Below are 17,286 nucleotides of genomic sequence, written 5' to 3' on the forward strand. Positions count from 1 at the left end.
TGCTCGGCGACCGCGGCTACGCTGAGGCGCCCGCGCTGGGTGACCAGCATCGCGATGGCCTGCTGGCGTTCTTCCGGATACAGCGGACCCTCCTCCTCCGGCCACATGCGCCCGGCTCTGTTGCGAAGGCGTGTGTTCGTGTTGATTCGCATGGGAACGTCTTGACAAGAGTAGCGCCGAACGTGACGCTGGTCACGCCACGGGCGCTGGGTCCCTCGATCGGGGGCTCCCGCGCTCGGCGTCGTCCCCGCGGTCGCCCGCGTCGTCCCGGACCCCACGTCCTGCCGGGCAGCAGGTGATCCGGTTGCCGTCCGTGTCAGTGAGAGGAAAGCCAGTGAGCGCGTCCACAGCTGCAGCACCTGCGGGGCAGACCGGAGCCAGGGTCAGGGTGCAGAAGTTCGGCACCTTCCTGTCCGGGATGATCATGCCGAACATCGCCGCGTTCATCGCGTGGGGGTTCATCACGGCGTTCTTCATCGAGTCGGGCTGGACCCCGGTCGCCGGGCTGGGCGGGTTCGGCACCAACGCCGACGGCGAGCCCAACGTCGGCCTGGTCGGCCCGATGATCCGCTACATGCTCCCGCTGCTCATCGCGGCGCAGGGCGGCCGGATGGTCTACGGCGTCCGCGGCGCCGTGGTCGCGGTGGTGGCGACCATGGGGGTGATCGTCAGCACCGACCAGCCGATGTTCCTCGGCGCGCTGATCATGGCGCCGCTGGCCGCCTGGGTGATGAAGCAGCTGGACAAGCTGTGGGACGGGAAGATCAAGCCCGGCTTCGAGATGCTGGTGAACAACTTCTCCGCCGGCATCGCCTCCGCCGCGCTGGCCGTCGTCGGCTTCTTCGCCTTCGGCCCGGTCGTCGAGGCCATCTCCACGGTGCTCGGCAACGGCGTGAACTGGCTGGTCGACCACAGCGTGCTGCCGCTGGCGAGCATCATCATCGAGCCGGCGAAGGTGCTGTTCCTCAACAACGCCATCAACCACGGCGTGCTGACCCCGCTCGGCGTCCAGCAGTCCGCGGAGACGGGCAAGTCGATCCTGTTCCTGCTCGAGGCCAACCCCGGTCCCGGCCTCGGCGTGCTCCTCGCCTACATGCTGTTCGGCAGCGGGATGGCCCGCAGCACCGCCCCGGCGGCCGCGATCATCCACTTCTTCGGCGGGATCCACGAGATCTACTTCCCGTACGTGCTGATGAAGCCGGTCCTGCTGCTCGGCACGATCGCCGGCGGCATGGTCGGCATCGGCACCCTGGCCGTGTTCGACGCGGGCCTGCGGGCTCCGGCCGCGCCCGGCTCGATCATCGCGGTGCTCGCACAGACCCCCAGTGGCAGCTTCATCGGGGTGATCCTCTCGGTGCTCCTCGCGGCCGCCACGTCGTTCGTGGTCTGCTCGCTGCTGCTGAAGCTCAGCCGCAAGAAGGGCGGCGACCTCGCGGAGGCGACGGCCGAGATGGAGGCCATGAAGGGCAAGCGGAGCTCGGTCTCCGGCGTCCTCTCCGCGACCGAGGAGGCGGAGGAGGACCAGCTCGAAGCCGCCGGGGTGCACCACCACGGCGCCGCCGCCAAGCCGGTGCAGCGGATCGTCTTCGCCTGCGACGCCGGCATGGGGTCCAGCGCGATGGGCGCCTCGGTTCTCCGCAACAAGATCAAGAAGGCCGGGTTCACCGATGTCGACGTCAAGAACGTGGCGATCGCCAACCTGACCAACGACGTCGACCTGATCGTGACGCACCAGGACCTCACGGACCGGGCGAAGTCGATGTCCCCGTCGGCGCAGCACGTGTCGGTCGACAACTTCATGAACAGCCCGCAGTACGACGCCATCGTCGAGCAGCTCAAGACGACCAACACGCAGGGTGCCGGGTCCACGCACTGACCCGGCCCGGTCGGCCGGCACCGGCGGGTCCGGTGCCGGCCGTCCACCGTTCCACTCACCCAGGGAGTTCCATGAGCGACATCCTCACCCTGTCCCAGATCAGGGTCCCGGGCACCGCCCGCAGCAAGGACGAGGCGATCCGCGAGGCCGGGCAGCTCCTCGTCGACGCCGGCGCCGTCAGCCCCGCCTACGTGGACGCGATGTTCGAGCGGGAGAAGTCGGTGTCCACCTACATGGGCAACTCGCTGGCCATCCCGCACGGCACGAACGAGGCCAAGGACGCCATCCTCCGCTCGGCACTGTCGGTCGTGCGGTACGACCAACCGATCGACTGGGACGGCAACGAGGTGCGGTTCGCGGTCGGCGTCGCCGGCGTGGAGAACGGCCACCTCGAGATCCTCGGCAAGATCGCGATCGTCTTCTCCGACACCGACGAGGTCGACAAGCTGCTGGCCGCCGGGTCGGCCGAGGAGCTCTACCAGCTGCTCCACGACGTCAACGAGGACTGAGCCCACGCCCACGAGGTCCCCGGGCCGGGCCCGGGGAGGAGGAGGAACACCAGCTCATGAAGGTCCTGCGCTTCTACGCGCCGAAGGACGTCCGGATCGAGGACGTGCCCGAGCCCACCTGTGGTCCGGACGAGGTGAAGCTGCGGGTGCGCAACTGCTCCACCTGCGGCACCGACGTCAAGATCTTCAACAACGGCCACCAGAACATCAGCCCGCCCCGGATCATGGGACACGAGGTTGCCGGCGAGGTGGTGGAGGTCGGCGCGGACGTCAGCGGCTGGTCGGTGGGTGACCGCGCGCAGGTGATCGCGGCCGTGCCCTGCGGGGAGTGCTACGAGTGCCGCCGCGGCTGGATGGCGGTCTGCGAGAACCAGACGTCGGTGGGGTACCAGTACGAGGGCGGCTTCGCCGAGTACTTGATCGTGCCGCGCCAGGTGCTCAAGGTCGACGGGCTCAACCGGATCCCGGACAACATCGGGTTCGACGAGGCGTCGGTGGCCGAGCCGTTCGCCTGCGCCATCAACGCGCAGGAGCTGATCTCGGTGGGCGAGGGGGACACCGTCGTCGTCTTCGGCGCCGGGCCGATCGGCTGCATCCACATCCGGCTCGCCCGCGCTAACGGCGCCCGCCGGGTGTTCCTCATCGACGTCAACGCCGAGCGGCTGAAGATGTCGGCCGACGCGGTGAAGCCCGACGAGGTGATCAACGGCAGCGAGGTCGACGTCGTGGAGCGCGTCAAGGAGCTCACCGACGGGCGCGGCGCCGACGTGATCATCACCGCCACGGCGGCGAACGTCGCCCAGGAGCAGGCAATCCGGATGGCGGCCCGCCGCGGGCGGATATCCTTCTTCGGCGGGCTGCCGAAGACCAACCCGTTCATCCAGTGCGACTCGAACCTGGTGCACTACCGGGAGCTCATGATCATGGGCGCGAACGGGTCCGCGCCGGAGCACAACAAGCGCGCGCTGGAGTACATCTCGACCGGCAAGGTCCCGGTCAAGGACCTGATCACCGCGCGGTTGCCCCTCGACCGGGCCCTTGAGGCCTTCGACATCGTGGCCAAGGGCGAGGCCATCAAGGTCACCGTCGAGCCCTGATCTCCCCGGCCGGCCGGGCGGGTCGTCGCAGGCCGACCCGCCCGGTACCGCCGTCAGCCGCGGTTGCGGTTCAGGTAGTTGTAGACGGTGAACCGGCTGACGTTGAGCGCCTCCGCGACCGTCTCCGCCGACTTGCGGTAGGTGAAGGCGCCGCGCTCCTCCAGCAGGCGCACCGCGCGCTGCTTCTGCGGGCGGGGCAGGTCGCGCAGCGGTGCGCCGAGCTCGGTGGCGAGGTCCTCCAGCAGTCGGCCCAGGTCGCCCACCGCCTCGCTGGGGCTCTCCGCGGGCTGGTCGGGGAGCCGGACCCCGGCGACGGTCTCGCCCTCCCACACCAGGGGGACGTCGGACGGCGCGAGCCGGTCCGCGGCGACGAGCTCCGCCCCGACCCGGTCGAGCAGCGGCGCGAGGGCGACGAGCAGGGGGTGGGCGGCGTCCACCCGGTCGGGTCGGGCCACTGGATCAGCCGTCAACGCGCTCGACCTGCAGGGAGACGCGCGTGGCGCCGTGCGTCAGCGCCGTGGCCAGCACGCGCTCCAGGACCGGCAGCAGGGCGTCGTCCTCGCCGGTGATCGACGTCCCCAGTGGTCCGAAGTCGCACCGCAGTCCGGCCTCCTCGACGACGTGCAGGGCCTCCGTGGCGTGCGCCGGTGTGTCGCCCTCGCCGACGAACGGCTCGGTGGTGAACTCCGCTACCAACCGCATGGCGGCAGGTTAGGCCCTACCCGCGATGCCGGGCACCGGCGGTGCCCCGGACGGGGGAGCGCTCGCGACCGAGGCGTGCGGACGGTTGTCCTCCGCTATGCATCAACAAACTGTTGACGTGTGACGTGGCTCACTCTAGCCTTGCCATACGGAAAATCCCTTCCGTATGGCGGAAGCCGTCCCGACTGGCTCAACGAGGAATGCCATGTCCCAGGCAGCACCCCTGCGGGCACCGCGCGTGCGCCGCAAGCACCCCGTCGACGAGGTCCCACCCGCCGGCATGCTGGCCCTCTACGGGGTGCAGCACCTGCTGGCCTTCTACGCCGGCGCGGTCGTCGTGCCGATCCTGCTCGCCGGGGCCATCGGGCTCTCCGATCGCGAACTGATCCACCTGATCAACGCCGACCTGTTCACCTGCGGCATCGCCTCGATCATCCAGTCGGTCGGCTTCTGGAAGATCGGCGTCAAGCTGCCGCTGCTGCAGGGCGTCACCTTCACCGCCGTCTCGCCGATGATCGCCATCGGCCTGGCCGCCGGCGGCGGCACCGACGGGCTGCTGGTGATCTACGGCGCGGTGATCGTCGCCGGCCTGTTCACCTTCCTCATCGCGCCGTACTTCAGCCGGCTGATCCGCTTCTTCCCGCCGGTGGTCACGGGCTCGGTCATCACCATCATCGGCCTCGCCCTGCTGCCGGTCGCCGCGGCCGACGCGGTCGGTGGCGCGGCGCACCCCGAGCCGGGCAACGCGCGCAACCTCGCCTACGCGGTGGGGACGCTGGCCCTGATCGTGTTGATCCAGCGGTTCTTCCGCGGGTTCCTGGCGACCGTCGCCGTCCTGCTCGGCCTGGTCGTCGGCACGCTGACGGCCTGGGCGCTGGGCGACGCCACGTTCAGCGCCGTCGCGGACTCCTCGTGGGTCGGGGTGACGACGCCGTTCTACTTCGGCTGGCCCAAGTTCAGCGTCGCGGCGATCATCTCGATGATCGTGGTCATGCTGATCACCGCGGTGGAGACCACCGGCGACGTCTTCGCCACCGGCGAGATCGTCGACAAGCGGATCGGGCGCAAGGACATCGCGGCCGCGCTGCGGGCCGACGGTCTGGCCACCACGATCGGCGGCGTCTTCAACTCCTTCCCGTACACCTGCTTCGCGGAGAACGTCGGCCTGGTCCGGCTCACCCAGGTGCGCAGTCGCTGGGTGGTCGCCGCGGCCGGCGGGTTCATGATCCTGGTCGGCCTGGTCCCCAAGGCCGGCGCCGTGGTGGCCGGCATCCCGCACCCGGTGCTCGGTGGCGCCGCGCTGGCCATGTTCGCCACGGTGGCCGTCGTCGGCATCCAGACGCTGTCCCGGGTCGACTTCAACGACCACCGCAACGTGGTCATCGTCGCCACCAGCCTGGGCCTGGCCATGCTGGTCACCGCCCAGCCCGGAGTGGTCGACGCGGTGCCCGCGTGGGCCCAGATCATCTTCGGCAGCGGCATCACTCTGGGCAGCATCACCGCCATCGGCCTCAACGCCGTCTTCCACCACGTGGGGCGGAGCCGCGGTGCCGCGCTGAGCGGGGCGCCGGGCCGGGGGCAGATCCGGCTGGAGGACGTCAACGCGATGAGCCTCGAGGAGTTCACCGCCACGTTCGGCAAGCTCTTCCAGGGGCCGACGTCCGTCGTCCAGAATGCCTACACGCAGCGACCCTTCCCTGACAGCACCGCGCTGCGCACGGCGCTGCAGGAGGCGCTGTTCGCCACCAGCCCGGAGGAACAGCGTGCGCTCATGAACGCGTATCCGGCGCTGGGGGGTGACGCGGTGGCCGACGGGACGGCCGGCGAGCAGTCCGCTCTGGACCAGCGCACCGCGGGCCTGACGCAGCTCAGCGACGAGGACCACGAGGCGCTGCGCGAGCTGACCACGGAGTACCGGGAGAAGTTCGGGTTCCCGCTGATCGTCTGCGTCCGGGACACCCCGAGCCGGGAGCGCATCCTGGCCCAGGGCCACGCCCGGCTGCAGAACTCGGCCACCCAGGAGCACGCGGCCGCGCTCATCGAGATCGCCAAGATCGCCGGCCACCGGTTCGACGACCTGGTCGCCGGAGCCAACCCGATCCACAGCGCGCGCACCCAGCGGTACGGGTCGACGGCGCTCTGACACCCCGGGTGCCCCGGCATCCTCCCGTCGGTCGGCCGCTGCCCGGCGCAGCGGCCGACCGACCCCGACGACGGACAGGAGCAACACAGATGCAGTCGCCCACGGTCACCGTGAACGGACGGGTGCTGCCCCTCGACGGGGTGGCCCCGCACACCACGGCGCTCGACTGGCTGCGCAGCTGCGGCCTGCTCGGGTGCAAGGAGGGCTGCGCCGAGGGGGAGTGCGGCGCGTGCTCGGTCCTCGTGGCCCGCCCCGGGCTGACCAGCCCGACGCAGTGGACGGCGCTCAACGCCTGCCTGGTGCCGATCGCCGCCCTCGATGGCCAGGAGCTCGTCACGGCCGAGGGGCTGGGCACCTCCCGGGCGCTGCACCCCGTGCAGCGGGAGATGGCCGTCCGCGGCGGGTCGCAGTGCGGGTACTGCACCCCCGGGTTCGTGTGCAGCATGGCCGCGGAGTACTACCGGCCCGACCGCGCCGCGCTGCGGGAGCCCGCGCCGTCCCCGGACGGGTCCGCGCCGTCCCCCGACGGGTCCGCACCGTCCGACGGGGCCCACCCGGACCACCTGCACGGCCCGAACGGCTTCGACCTGCACGCGCTGAGCGGGAACCTGTGCCGGTGCACCGGCTACCGCCCCATCCGGGACGCGGCCTACGCCCTGGGCCAGCCAGCCGCCGACGACGTGCTGGCCGCCCGGCGCGACCAGCCGCCGCCCGCGGTGCCCGGCACCCGGCTGGCCGGCGGCGGAGCCGAGTTCGTCCGGCCGACCAGCCTCGCGGAGACCCTGGACCTGCTCGCCGAGCAGCCCGAGGCCCTGCTCCTGGCCGGCTCGACAGACTGGGGCGTCGACGTCAACCTGCGGGCGGCCCGCGCCGCGCTCGTCGTCGCCATCGACCGGCTCCCGGAGCTGCGCACCTTCGACGCCGGGTCCGACGTCATCGAGATCGGGGCGGCGCTGACCCTGACCGAGGTCGAGGAGCTGGTGCAGGGGCGGGTCCCGCTGCTCAGCGAGCTGTTCCCGCAGTTCGCCTCGCGCCTGATCCGCAACGGCGCCACGTTCGGCGGGAACCTCGGCACCGGCTCGCCCATCGGGGACGCCCCGCCCGCCCTGCTCGCCCTCGACGCGTCGGTGGTCCTCGCCTCCGCGGCCGGGGAGCGCGAGGTGCTGCTCGCCGAGTACTTCACCGGGTACCGGACGAGCGTGCGGCGGACCGGTGAGCTGATCCGCGCCGTGCGCATCCCGCTGCCGCAACCCGGCCTGGTCGGCTTCCACAAGATTGCCAAGCGCCGGTTCGACGACATCTCCAGCGTCGCCGTCGGCTTCGGGCTGGACGTCGAGGACGGCGTCGTGCGCCGGGCGCTGATCGGCCTGGGCGGCGTCGCCGCGACGCCGGTGCGCGCCCGGGCCACCGAGGAGGCGCTGACCGGTCGTCCCTGGGACGACGAGACCGTCCTCGAGGCGGCCCGGGTGATGGCCACCGAGGGGACGCCGCTGGACGACCACCGGGCCAGTGCCGCCTACCGCGCGGCCATGCTGGGCCAAGCTCTGATCAAGTTCCACGCCCGCAACCGGGCCCCCCAGGAGGTGGGAGCATGAGCGCGCTCTCCGAGCGACCGATCAACCCCGTCGTCGGCACGGCCGTTCCGCACGAGAGCGCCGCGCTGCACGTCACGGGCGAGGCGCTCTACACCGACGACCTGGCGTACCGGACCAAGGACGTGCTGCACGCCCACCCGGTGCAGGCGCTGCGCGCGCACGCGCGGATCACCGGGCTGCGCACCGAGCCGGCCCTCCAGGTGCCCGGTGTGGTCCGGGTGCTCACCGCGGCGGACGTCCCCGGGGTCAACGACGCCGGCGTGAAGCACGACGAGCCGCTGTTCCCCGACGAGGTCATGTTCTACGGCCACGCGGTGTGCTGGGTGCTCGGCGAGACCCTCGAGGCCGCTCGGCTCGGCGCCGCGGCGGTCGAGGTGGACCTCGAGCCGCTGCCCTCGCTGATCACCGTCCGGGAGGCCATCGACGCGGGGAGCTTCCAGGGCGGGCAGCCGACCCTGGAGCGGGGTGACGTCGAGGCGGGCCTCGACGGCTCGGCGCACGTCTTCAGCGGCGAGTTCGAGTTCGCCGGCCAGGAGCACTTCTACCTGGAGACCCACTGCGCGCTCGCGCTCGTCGACGAGAACGGCCAGGTCTTCGTGCAGAGCAGCACCCAGCACCCGTCGGAGACGCAGGAGATCGTCGCCCACGTCCTGGGCCTGACCAACTCCGAGGTCACGGTGCAGTGCCTGCGGATGGGCGGCGGGTTCGGCGGCAAGGAGATGCAGCCGCACGGCCTGGCCGCGATCGCCGCCCTGGGCGCCACGCTGACCGGCCGGCCGGTCCGGCTGCGGCTGAACCGGTCCCAGGACATCTCGATGACCGGCAAGCGGCACGGGTTCCACGCCCGCTGGCGGGTCGGCTTCGACGACGACGGCCGCCTCCAGGCGCTGGACGCGACCCTCACCTCCGACGGCGGCTGGAGCCTCGACCTGTCCGAGCCGGTGCTGGCCCGGGCGCTGTGCCACATCGACAACGCGTACTGGATCCCGAACGTCCGGGTGAACGGCCGGATCGCCAAGACCAACAAGACCTCCCAGACCGCCTTCCGGGGGTTCGGTGGCCCCCAGGGGATGCTGGTGATCGAGGACGTCCTGGGCCGCTGCGCGCCGCTGCTCGGTCAGGACGCCGCCACGCTGCGCTCCCGCAACCTCTACACGGCCGGCCAGACCACGCCCTACGGGCAGCCCGTCCGGCACCCCGAGCGGCTCGCCGTCGCCTGGCGGCAGGTCCTCGACTCCAGCGACTTCGCCGCCCGCACGCAGGAGGTCGCCGCCTTCAACGACGCGCACGCGGACACCAAGCGCGGCCTGGCGATCACCCCGGTGAAGTTCGGGATCTCGTTCAACCTGACGGCGTTCAACCAGGGTGGCGCCCTCGTCCACGTGTACAAGGACGGGTCGGTGCTGATCAACCACGGCGGCACCGAGATGGGCCAGGGGCTGCACACCAAGATGCTGCAGGTCGCCGCGACCACCCTCGGCGTCCCGCTCGAGCGGGTCCGGCTGGCCCCGACCCGCACCGACAAGGTCCCCAACACCTCCGCGACGGCGGCGAGCTCGGGCGCCGACCTCAACGGCGCCGCCATCAAGAACGCCTGCGAGCAGATCCGCGAGCGCCTGGCGCAGGTCGCCGCGGAGCGGCTCGGCGTCGCCCCGGCGGACGTGCGGTTCGCGGACGGCCAGGCGCGCGGCATCGCCTTCGCCAGCGAGCCGGTGCCCTGGGACGAGCTCGTGAAACTCGCCTACTTCCAGCGCGTCCAGCTCTGGGCGGCCGGCTTCTACCGCACCGAGGGGCTGCACTGGGACTCCTCGACCATGCGCGGGGAGCCGTTCAAGTACTTCGCCTACGGCGTCGCGGCGGCCGAGGTCGAGGTCGACGGCTACACCGGCGCGTACCACGTCCGGCGGGTCGACATCGTGCACGACGTCGGGGACACGCTCTCGCCGCTGGTCGACATCGGCCAGATCGAGGGCGGCTTCGTGCAGGGCGTCGGCTGGCTGACCCTCGAGGACCTGCGCTGGGACGAGGGGCAGGGCGTCACCCGCGGCCGGCTGGCCACCGCGGCGGCCAGCACCTACAAGCTGCCCAGCTTCTCCGAGATGCCCGAGGTCTTCAACGTCACGCTGCTGACCAACGCCACCGAGGAGGGCGCCGTCTACGGCTCGAAGGCGGTCGGCGAGCCGCCGCTGATGCTGGCGTTCTCGGTCCGCGAGGCGCTGCGCCAGGCCGCGGCCGCGTTCGGGCCGGCCGGCACGGGCGTGGACCTCGCCTCCCCGGCGACGCCGGAGGCCGTCTTCTGGGCCATCCAGCGGGCGCGCGGCACCGAGGGCGGGCACGTCGCCGAGGGCTCCCCCGGCGTCCGCCCCGCCCAGCCGGGGGCCGACGCCCCGGCGATGCGGCCCTACTCCGAGCGCGTCCAGCACGTGCTGACCCAGACGTGAGGAGGTCGGCATGGACTGGCTGAAGGCCGTCGAGCTGCTGCGGTCCACGCGGGAACGCGGGGTGCTGGTCACCGTCGCGACCGTGCGCGGCCACGCCCCGCGGGAGGCCGGCGCGAAGATGGTGGTCGGCGCGGAGCGGACCTGGGGGACCGTCGGGGGCGGGAACCTCGAGGCCGTCGCGGTCGAGCGGGCGCGGGCGCTCCTGGCGGAGGACGCCGCGCGGCCGGAGCTGCTGTCCCTGGCGCTGTCGGACAAGGCGCCCTACCAGCACGGCGTCCAGTGCTGCGGCGGAGACGTCACCGTGCTGCTCGAACCGCTGCCGGTGGCCCCCGCCGTCGGCATCTTCGGGGTCGGGCACGTGGGGCTGGAGCTCGCCCGCATCCTGGCCCGGCGCGACCTGGACCTGCACCTGGTCGACTCCCGGCCCGAGCAGCTCACCCCGGAGCGGCTGGCGGTGCTGGACGACGCGCAGGCCCGGGTGCACGTGCACCACGTCCCGGTGCTGCCCGAGCTGGTCCTCGCCGAGCTGCCCCCGGGGGCGCACGTGCTGATCATGACCCACGACCACGCCGAGGACGCGGCCCTGTGCGACGCCGCGCTGCGCACGCCGCAGCTGGGCTCCATCGGCCTCATCGGGTCGGCGGGGAAGTGGGCGCGCTTCCGGGCGAAGCTCGCCGCCGAGGGGCACACCCCGGAGGACATCGCCCGGATCAGGACGCCGATCGGGCTGCCCGGCCTGGCCGGCAAGGATCCCTCGACGATCGCGGTGAGCGTCGCGGCGGCCCTGATCCAGACGTTCGAGGCCGAGCACGCTCCCGCGCGGGCGAGCAGGGAGGTCCGGTCGTGACGCTGTTCCGCGGGACTGTCGTCGACACCCCCGACGACCCGTTCACCGGCGGGGTGCTCCGGGTGGAGGCCGACGGCGGGCTGCTCGTCCGGGCGGGCGAGATCGTCGAGCGCGGCGGCTTCGCCGAGCTGCGCGCCCGGCACGCCGAGGAGGACGTCGTCGACCTGACCGGGGGCCTGCTGCTGCCCGGGTTCGTCGACACCCACGTGCACTTCCCGCAGGTCCGGGCGATGGGTGGGCTGGGCATGCCGCTGCTGGACTGGCTGGAGCAGTGCGCGCTCCCCGAGGAGGCCCGGCTCGCCGACCAGCCGTACGCGCAGGCGGTGGCCGCCGACTTCGTCAGCGGCCTGGCCCAGGCCGGGACGACGACGGCGCTGGTGTTCGGTGCGCACTTCGCCCCCGCGGTCGACGCGCTGTTCACCGAGGCCGCCCGGGTCGGCCTGCGGGTGACCGGCGGGCTCGTGGTCAGCGACCGGCTGCTGCGCGCGGACCTGCTGACCACCCCGGAGCGGGCCTACGAGGAGGGGCTGGCGCTGGCCCGCCGGTGGCACGGGGTGGGCCGCGCCCGCTACGCCGTCACCCCGCGGTTCTCGCTGTCGTGCGGCGACGCGCTGCTGGACGCCTGCGGGTCGCTGCTGCGCGACGTCCCCGGCGCCTGGTTCACCTCCCACGTCAACGAGAACGCGCTGGAGATCGCCACCGTCGCGGAGCTCTTCGAGGGCAGCGTCTACGTCGACACCTACGACCGGCACGGCCTGATCGGACGCAACAGCGTGCTGGCGCACAACGTCCACCCCACGGACGACGAGCTGCAACTGCTGTGCCGTCGGGGGGCCAGCATCGCGCACTGCCCGACCAGCAACGCCGCGCTGGGCAGCGGCATCTTCTCGCTCAAGCGGCACGTGGACGCCGGCGTCCGGGTGGCGCTGGGCTCCGACGTCGGCGCCGGCACCGGGTTCTCGCTGCTCAAGGAGGCCCTGCAGGCCTACTTCCTGCAGCAGCTGCTGGGCGCCGACGGGCAGCGGCTCACCCCTGCCCACCTGCTGCACCTGGCCACGTCAGCCGGCGCCGACGCCCTCGGCCTGGCCGACCAGGTGGGCGACCTGGGGGTCGGCAAGCGGTTCGACGCGGTGTGGCTGCGGCCCCGCCCGGGCTGCACGCTGGACGTCGCGCTGCGCACCGCCTCCGGCCCGGAGGACGCGCTGGCCCGGGCGTTCGCGCTGGCCTCCCCGGCCGACGTCGACTCGGTGTGGATCGACGGCCGGCCGATCCCGACCGAGCACCGCTACGCGGGGTCGGTGCCGCGCGAGGCCGTCGTCCCGAACCCGCGCCGGTAGGGCGGCCGGGACCGGCCCTCGGCCAGGTGTGACGGGCGACCACCCATTAGGTTCACCTCGACGCAACGCAGGCGGCGGCGATGGGGTGGGGCAGTGGGCAGGTCCGTGCTGGTGACCGGCGGCAACCGGGGGATCGGGCTGGCCATCGCCCGGGCCTTCGCCGAGCAGGGCGACTCGGTCGCGGTGACCCACCGCGGCAGCGGCGTCCCCGAGGGCCTGTTCGGCGTGCAGTGCGACGTCACCGACACCGCCGCCGTCGACCGGGCGTTCACCGAGGTCGAGGAGCACCAGGGGCCGGTCGAGGTGCTGGTCAGCAACGCCGGCATCACCCGGGACGGGCTGCTGCTGCGGATGGGCGAGGACGCCTTCACCGAGGTCATCGACGCCAACCTCACCGCCGCCTACCGGGTGGCCAAGCGGGCCGCGCCGAAGATGGTCCGCGCCCGGGCCGGCCGGATGATCTTCATCAGCTCGGTGGTCGGCCTGCTCGGCTCGGCGGGCCAGGTCAACTACGCGGCCAGCAAGTCCGGGCTGGTCGGGCTCGCCCGCTCGATCGCCCGCGAGCTGGGCAGCCGCAACATCACCGCGAACGTGGTGGCCCCGGGCTTCGTGGCCACCGACATGACGGCCGAGCTGCCGGAGAAGCGGCAGCAGGAGATCCTCGGCCAGGTCCCTCTGGCGCGGTACGCGCAGCCGGAGGAGATCGCGGGTGTCGTCCGCTTCCTGGCGGGCGAGCAGGCGGGCTACATCACCGGGGCGGTCGTCCCGGTCGACGGCGGACTGGGGATGGGTCACTGAGCATGGGAATCCTCGAGGGCAAGAAGATCCTGATCGCCGGCGTGCTGACCGAGGCGTCGATCGCGTTCTCGGCCGCCCGGATCGCGCAGGAGCAGGGCGCGACCGTCGTGCTGTCCAACTTCGGCCGGGCCTTCTCGCTCTGCCAGCGGATCGCCAAGCGGCTGCCGCAGGAGGCGCCGGTCGTGGAGCTCGACGTCACCAACACCGAGCACCTCGCCACGCTGGCCGACCGGCTGCGCGAGCACCTGGGCGGCGACGAGGCACGCCTGGACGGGGTCGTGCACTCCATCGGCTTCGCGCCGCAGGAGGCGATGGGCGAGGGGTTCCCCGAGGTCGCGTGGGAGCACGCGGCCACCGCCTTCCAGGTGTCCACCTGGTCGCTGGCCTCCCTCACCCAGGCCTGCCGGCCACTGTTCGGCGAGACCGCCTCGGTGGTCGGCCTGACCTTCGACGCGACCGTCGCCTGGCCGGTGTACGGCTGGATGGGCGCGGCGAAGGCCGCGCTGGAGTCGACCTCTCGCTACCTGGCCCGGGAGCTGGGCCCGGAGGGCGTCCGGGTCAACCTGGTCGCCGCCGGCCCGCTGCGCACCATGGCGATGAAGTCGATCCCGGGCAGCAACCAGTTCGAGGAGGCCTGGGAGCAGCGCGCACCGCTGGGCTGGTCGGTCACCGACACCGAGCCGGCCGGCAAGGCCGTCGCCGCGCTGCTGTCGGACTGGTTCCCGGCCACCACCGGCGAGATCGTCCACGTCGACGGTGGATTCCACGCAGTAGGAGTGTGAGCACCACGAGCACCACCTCGACGCCGGACCGGGCCTCCCGGGCCCGCCCGGCGCACCCCCTGCCGGACGGCGTCTCCCTCACCCCGCCCGGGCAGGAGCCCGACCAGGAGCCCTCGCTCGCCGTGCGCAACAACGGCGGGGTCCCGCCGGCGGTCGCGCCCGCACCGCCCGGCCGCCGCGACGCCCTGCTGGTGCTCGGCTTCGGCGGGCCCGAGGGCCCCGAGGACGTGATGCCGTTCCTGGAGAACGTGACCCGCGGCCGCGGCATCCCGCGGGAGCGGCTGGCGGCGGTCGCGGAGCACTACCTCCACTTCGGCGGGGTGAGCCCGATCAACGATCAGAACCGGGCGCTGGTCGAGGCGCTGCGCGGCGAGCTGGGCGACGCCGGCCTCGACCTGCCGGTCTACTGGGGCAACCGGAACTGGGCGCCCTACGTCGAGGACGTCTGGCGGCAGATGGCCGAGGACGGCGTCGAGCACGCCTACGTGCTCGCCACCTCGGCTTACGCGTCCTTCTCCGGCTGCCGGCAGTACCACGAGGACGTCGCCCGGGCGCGGGTCGCGCTGGAGTCCGACCCCACCGCGCCGGCCGGGCCGACCGCCGAGAAGCTGCCGCACTACTTCGACCAGCCGGGGTTCGTCCGGGCCAACGCCGACGCCCTCGCCGCCGCCCTCGACGAGTTGCCCGGCGATCTCCGGGGCACCGCCCGGCTGGTCGCCACCGCGCACAGCATCCCGAACGCGATGGCCGACGTCGCCGGGCCGCAGGGGCACGCCTACGAGGCGGAGCTGCAGCGCGCCGCCCAGCTCGTCGTCGACGCGGCCGCTCCCGGGCGGGAGTTCGACCTGGTGTGGCAGAGCCGCAGCGGGCCGCCCTCGGTGCCGTGGCTGGAGCCCGACGTCAACGACCACCTGCGGGCGCTGGCCGAGTCGGGGGAGCGGGCCGTCGTCCTCTTCCCGATCGGCTTCATCAGCGACCACCTCGAGGTGATCTGGGACCTCGACAACGAGGCCGAGGAGACGGCGGGCGAGCTCGGGCTGGCCTTCGCGCGGGCGGCCACGGCGGGCACCCACCCGGCGTTCGTGGCAGGCCTGCGGGAGGTGCTGCAGGAGCGCCGCTCCGGCGGGGAGCCGCGCCTGGGCACCAACTGCCCCGCCTCCTGCTGCTTCGTGAGACGCCCGGCGCGCCCTGCCGGGAACTGACGCCCGCCTCCTGACGCTCGTCCGACCAGCTCACCCCGACGCGAGCCGTCCTGCCTAGGGAGCGGCCTGCAGCGGCTCGGTGGAGCCCGCGTCCAGCGCGTTCCGGATCTGCGTCAGCGCGGCGCGGACCAGCCGGCCGTAGTCGTCGTCGGCCAGCACGTGGACCTCTGCCTCTGCCTCGGCCACGTGTCGCCGCGCCGCGGCCGGGTCGCCGAGCCGGCGGTGGCAGTCGGCCACGCTCAGCTGCAGCGAGGGCAGGAACCCGCGCACCTGCATGCCGGGGTCGAACCGGGCGGTGCGCTCGTCGGTCAGCTCGGTGACGGCGGCCAGCGCCCGCTCGTCCCAGGCCAGCTCCTCGCGGACGTCGTCCTGCAGGTCGGCGAGGAAGTGGGCGATCGTCACGCGGTGCAGCGGGTCGCCCGCGACGCCCGCCTGCTGCCACAGCTCCACCAGCCGGTCCCGAGCGCCTGGGCGGTCGCCCGCACGCCCCGCCTCGACGGCTGCCGTGACGGCGGCGATCGTCGGGTCGGCTGCGGTCATCGGGCCACCCCCCGGGTCGGGATCGCGAGCGAGCGCGGGTCAGGCCCGGGGGACCCAGTTGTAGGCGGCCATCGCGGCCTCCCGGACCGCGGTGGCCAGCGGGCGCAGGGCGTCGTCCCGGGCCGCCGCCTGGGCGGTGGTGACCGCCGCCCCGGGGGCGTCGGCCATCGCCAGGTCGAGCACCTGCGCCAGCCGTTGCGCCCGGCCGAGCACCGACAGCGCCAGGGGGTCGTGGTCGGCCGGCAGGCCGGGTGCCGGTGTCCGGCGGGCCAGCCCGGCCAGCAGGCCGGGCACCTCCGGGTGCCAGCGGGCCAGGTCCAGGGAGGCCAGCGTGCGGGCCGCGTCGCCGACCGCCAGGTCCAGGGCGCCGGACACCCGGCGCAGCGTGTCCTCCACCGGGGGAGCGGCCGGCGGGGCGTCCCGGAGGGGGAACGCCGTCCACGACACCGCCTCCGGCCCCAGCTGCTCGGGCACCAGCGCCAGGTGCGCACCCACGGCCGCCTGACCGGACTCCAGGGCGAGCGCGGCGAGCCCCGGCACCGGAGGCAGCCCGCGGATGTCGCCGGGCGCGGGCAGCACCAGGCGCAGCCGCTGCTCACCGGCCCGGCGCAGCGCGCTCAGCGCCCAGCCCAGGGGCACGGCGCCGTCGGTGCCCGGCAACCCCACGACCCGGTGGGCGGTGTCGTCGACGAGCGCGTCGAGTGCGTCGTCGTAGGAGGTGCGGCCGGTGAGCCAGGCGGTGGCCCAGACGGCGAGACGGCCGGCGGCGAGATCGTGCACGGTCGTCGAGGCTACGACGCCGGGCCGGACGACGCCGGGCCGGACGACGGCGGGCCCGGACGTGCGCGTTCGCCGGACCCACGGCGGGGAGGCCCGGGCGTGCCAGACTTCGCGGTGTGCCCGCCTGGTTGCTCTGGTTGATCGCCGCCGGTGTCTTCGCGGGCGGGGAAGTGGCCAGCCTCGACCTGGTCCTGCTCATGTTCGCCGGCGGCGCGCTCGGCGGGATGACGGTGGCACTGGTCGGCGGGCCCGTGGTGCTGCAGCTGATCGCCTTCGTCGTCGTCTCCGCCGCCCTGCTCGCGGTGGTCCGGCCGATCGCCAAGCGGCACCTGCTCGAGCGCACCGAGGAGCAGCTCGACGGGGTAGCCGCCCTGGTGGGGAAGACCGCCGTGGTCAGCGAGCGGGTGGACAACGAGTCCGGGCACGTGCGGATGGGCCACGACGAGTGGTCGGCGCGGACCCTCCTCGACGGCGAGGTCCACGAGGTGGGCGCGGAGGTCCGGATCGTGCAGATCGAGGGACCAATCGCCTACGTCGGCGACATCTGACGTCGCGATCGGGTGACGCCGCGTCCCCAGTGGATGACGGCGTCCGCGGCGGGGAGCAAGATCGAGCTCCCGCACCACCGATGAACGGA

The 17,286-nt window shown here is 73.2% G+C and carries 16 protein-coding genes; 12 read left to right on the top strand and 4 right to left on the bottom strand.

From position 1 onward, the window contains the following. Positions 1–388: 388 nt before the first annotated feature. The 3 genes from HK417_RS05070 (at position 389) to HK417_RS05080 (ending at position 3,482) form a co-directional block, all read left to right on the top strand. Positions 389–1,876: a PTS mannitol transporter subunit IICB gene (locus HK417_RS05070; protein ID WP_222264047.1), complete on the top strand. Its 1,488-nt coding sequence runs from the start codon at positions 389–391 to the stop codon at positions 1,874–1,876. Positions 1,877–1,947: 71 nt separating this feature from the next. After that, on the top strand, positions 1,948–2,385 hold the full coding sequence (locus HK417_RS05075) for a PTS sugar transporter subunit IIA (RefSeq protein ID WP_222264049.1): 438 nt from the start codon (positions 1,948–1,950) through the stop codon (positions 2,383–2,385). A gap of 56 nt (positions 2,386–2,441) precedes the next feature. Beyond that, positions 2,442–3,482 (top strand): zinc-dependent dehydrogenase, encoded by a 1,041-nt coding sequence (locus HK417_RS05080; RefSeq protein WP_222264051.1) that lies wholly within the window; start codon positions 2,442–2,444, stop codon positions 3,480–3,482. Between the two features lie 53 nt (positions 3,483–3,535). On the opposite strand, the gene HK417_RS05085 is transcribed toward HK417_RS05080, so the two are convergent. Together HK417_RS05085 and HK417_RS05090 are read right to left on the bottom strand one after the other, a co-directional pair. Further along, entirely contained in the window at positions 3,536–3,937 is a 402-nt protein-coding gene (locus HK417_RS05085) for a helix-turn-helix domain-containing protein (RefSeq protein WP_222264053.1), read from the bottom strand. Between the two features lie 4 nt (positions 3,938–3,941). Beyond that, positions 3,942–4,184, bottom strand: a complete 243-nt coding sequence (locus tag HK417_RS05090) for a thiamine-binding protein (RefSeq protein WP_222264055.1) — start codon at positions 4,182–4,184, stop codon at positions 3,942–3,944. 205 nt (positions 4,185–4,389) lie between these two features. Between HK417_RS05090 and uraD the strand changes: the two genes are divergently transcribed. The 8 genes from uraD to HK417_RS05130 all read left to right on the top strand — a co-directional run bounded on the left by uraD (position 4,390) and on the right by HK417_RS05130 (position 15,329). Next, positions 4,390–6,327, top strand: a complete 1,938-nt coding sequence (gene uraD, locus HK417_RS05095) for a 2-oxo-4-hydroxy-4-carboxy-5-ureidoimidazoline decarboxylase (protein ID WP_222264057.1) — start codon at positions 4,390–4,392, stop codon at positions 6,325–6,327. Positions 6,328–6,416: 89 nt separating this feature from the next. Further along, on the top strand, positions 6,417–7,922 hold the full coding sequence (locus HK417_RS05100; RefSeq protein ID WP_222264059.1) for a xanthine dehydrogenase small subunit: 1,506 nt from the start codon (positions 6,417–6,419) through the stop codon (positions 7,920–7,922). Next, positions 7,919–10,363 carry a xanthine dehydrogenase molybdopterin binding subunit gene (gene xdhB, locus HK417_RS05105; protein ID WP_222264061.1) on the top strand — a complete coding sequence of 815 codons (2,445 nt, stop codon included), beginning with the start codon at positions 7,919–7,921 and terminating at the stop codon, positions 10,361–10,363. The genes HK417_RS05100 and xdhB overlap by 4 nt, the downstream gene beginning before the upstream one ends. 10 nt (positions 10,364–10,373) lie before the next feature. Next, on the top strand, positions 10,374–11,210 hold the full coding sequence (gene xdhC, locus HK417_RS05110; protein ID WP_222264063.1) for a xanthine dehydrogenase accessory protein XdhC: 837 nt from the start codon (positions 10,374–10,376) through the stop codon (positions 11,208–11,210). Continuing rightward, complete coding sequence (locus HK417_RS05115; protein ID WP_222264065.1) at positions 11,207–12,547, top strand: guanine deaminase; 1,341 nt, start codon at positions 11,207–11,209, stop codon at positions 12,545–12,547. Before xdhC ends, HK417_RS05115 begins: the two co-directional genes overlap by 4 nt. Positions 12,548–12,640: 93 nt before the next feature. Then, positions 12,641–13,345, top strand: a complete 705-nt coding sequence (gene fabG / locus HK417_RS05120; RefSeq protein WP_222264066.1) for a beta-ketoacyl-ACP reductase — start codon at positions 12,641–12,643, stop codon at positions 13,343–13,345. Positions 13,346–13,347: 2 nt separating this feature from the next. Next, positions 13,348–14,127 (top strand): enoyl-ACP reductase FabI, encoded by a 780-nt coding sequence (gene fabI / locus HK417_RS05125; protein WP_261325943.1) that lies wholly within the window; start codon positions 13,348–13,350, stop codon positions 14,125–14,127. Further along, on the top strand, positions 14,124–15,329 hold the full coding sequence (locus HK417_RS05130) for a ferrochelatase (protein WP_308123386.1): 1,206 nt from the start codon (positions 14,124–14,126) through the stop codon (positions 15,327–15,329). Before fabI ends, HK417_RS05130 begins: the two co-directional genes overlap by 4 nt. Before the next feature lie 54 nt (positions 15,330–15,383). Here the strand turns inward: HK417_RS05130 and HK417_RS05135 are convergent, their stop codons facing one another. Together HK417_RS05135 and HK417_RS05140 are read right to left on the bottom strand one after the other, a co-directional pair. After that, on the bottom strand, positions 15,384–15,869 hold the full coding sequence (locus tag HK417_RS05135; protein WP_222264069.1) for a hypothetical protein: 486 nt from the start codon (positions 15,867–15,869) through the stop codon (positions 15,384–15,386). A gap of 39 nt (positions 15,870–15,908) precedes the next feature. Beyond that, positions 15,909–16,649: a hypothetical protein gene (locus HK417_RS05140; protein WP_222264071.1), complete on the bottom strand. Its 741-nt coding sequence runs from the start codon at positions 16,647–16,649 to the stop codon at positions 15,909–15,911. 116 nt (positions 16,650–16,765) lie between these two features. Between HK417_RS05140 and HK417_RS05145 the strand changes: the two genes are divergently transcribed. After that, positions 16,766–17,197 (top strand): NfeD family protein, encoded by a 432-nt coding sequence (locus HK417_RS05145; RefSeq protein ID WP_222264073.1) that lies wholly within the window; start codon positions 16,766–16,768, stop codon positions 17,195–17,197. Positions 17,198–17,286: the final 89 nt, after the last annotated feature.

Source organism: Modestobacter marinus, assembly GCF_019799945.1.
Classification (GTDB): domain Bacteria; phylum Actinomycetota; class Actinomycetes; order Mycobacteriales; family Geodermatophilaceae; genus Modestobacter; species Modestobacter marinus_B.

Coding starts and splice junctions, on each gene's coding strand:
- uraD (WP_222264057.1), top strand. CDS start 4,390: ATGTCCCAGGCAGCACCCCTGCGGGCACCGCGCGTGCGCCGCAAGCAC.
- HK417_RS05100 (WP_222264059.1), top strand. CDS start 6,417: ATGCAGTCGCCCACGGTCACCGTGAACGGACGGGTGCTGCCCCTCGAC.
- HK417_RS05080 (WP_222264051.1), top strand. CDS start 2,442: ATGAAGGTCCTGCGCTTCTACGCGCCGAAGGACGTCCGGATCGAGGAC.
- fabI (WP_261325943.1), top strand. CDS start 13,348: ATGGGAATCCTCGAGGGCAAGAAGATCCTGATCGCCGGCGTGCTGACC.
- xdhC (WP_222264063.1), top strand. CDS start 10,374: ATGGACTGGCTGAAGGCCGTCGAGCTGCTGCGGTCCACGCGGGAACGC.
- HK417_RS05090 (WP_222264055.1), bottom strand. CDS start 4,184: ATGCGGTTGGTAGCGGAGTTCACCACCGAGCCGTTCGTCGGCGAGGGC.
- HK417_RS05075 (WP_222264049.1), top strand. CDS start 1,948: ATGAGCGACATCCTCACCCTGTCCCAGATCAGGGTCCCGGGCACCGCC.
- xdhB (WP_222264061.1), top strand. CDS start 7,919: ATGAGCGCGCTCTCCGAGCGACCGATCAACCCCGTCGTCGGCACGGCC.
- HK417_RS05135 (WP_222264069.1), bottom strand. CDS start 15,869: ATGACCGCAGCCGACCCGACGATCGCCGCCGTCACGGCAGCCGTCGAG.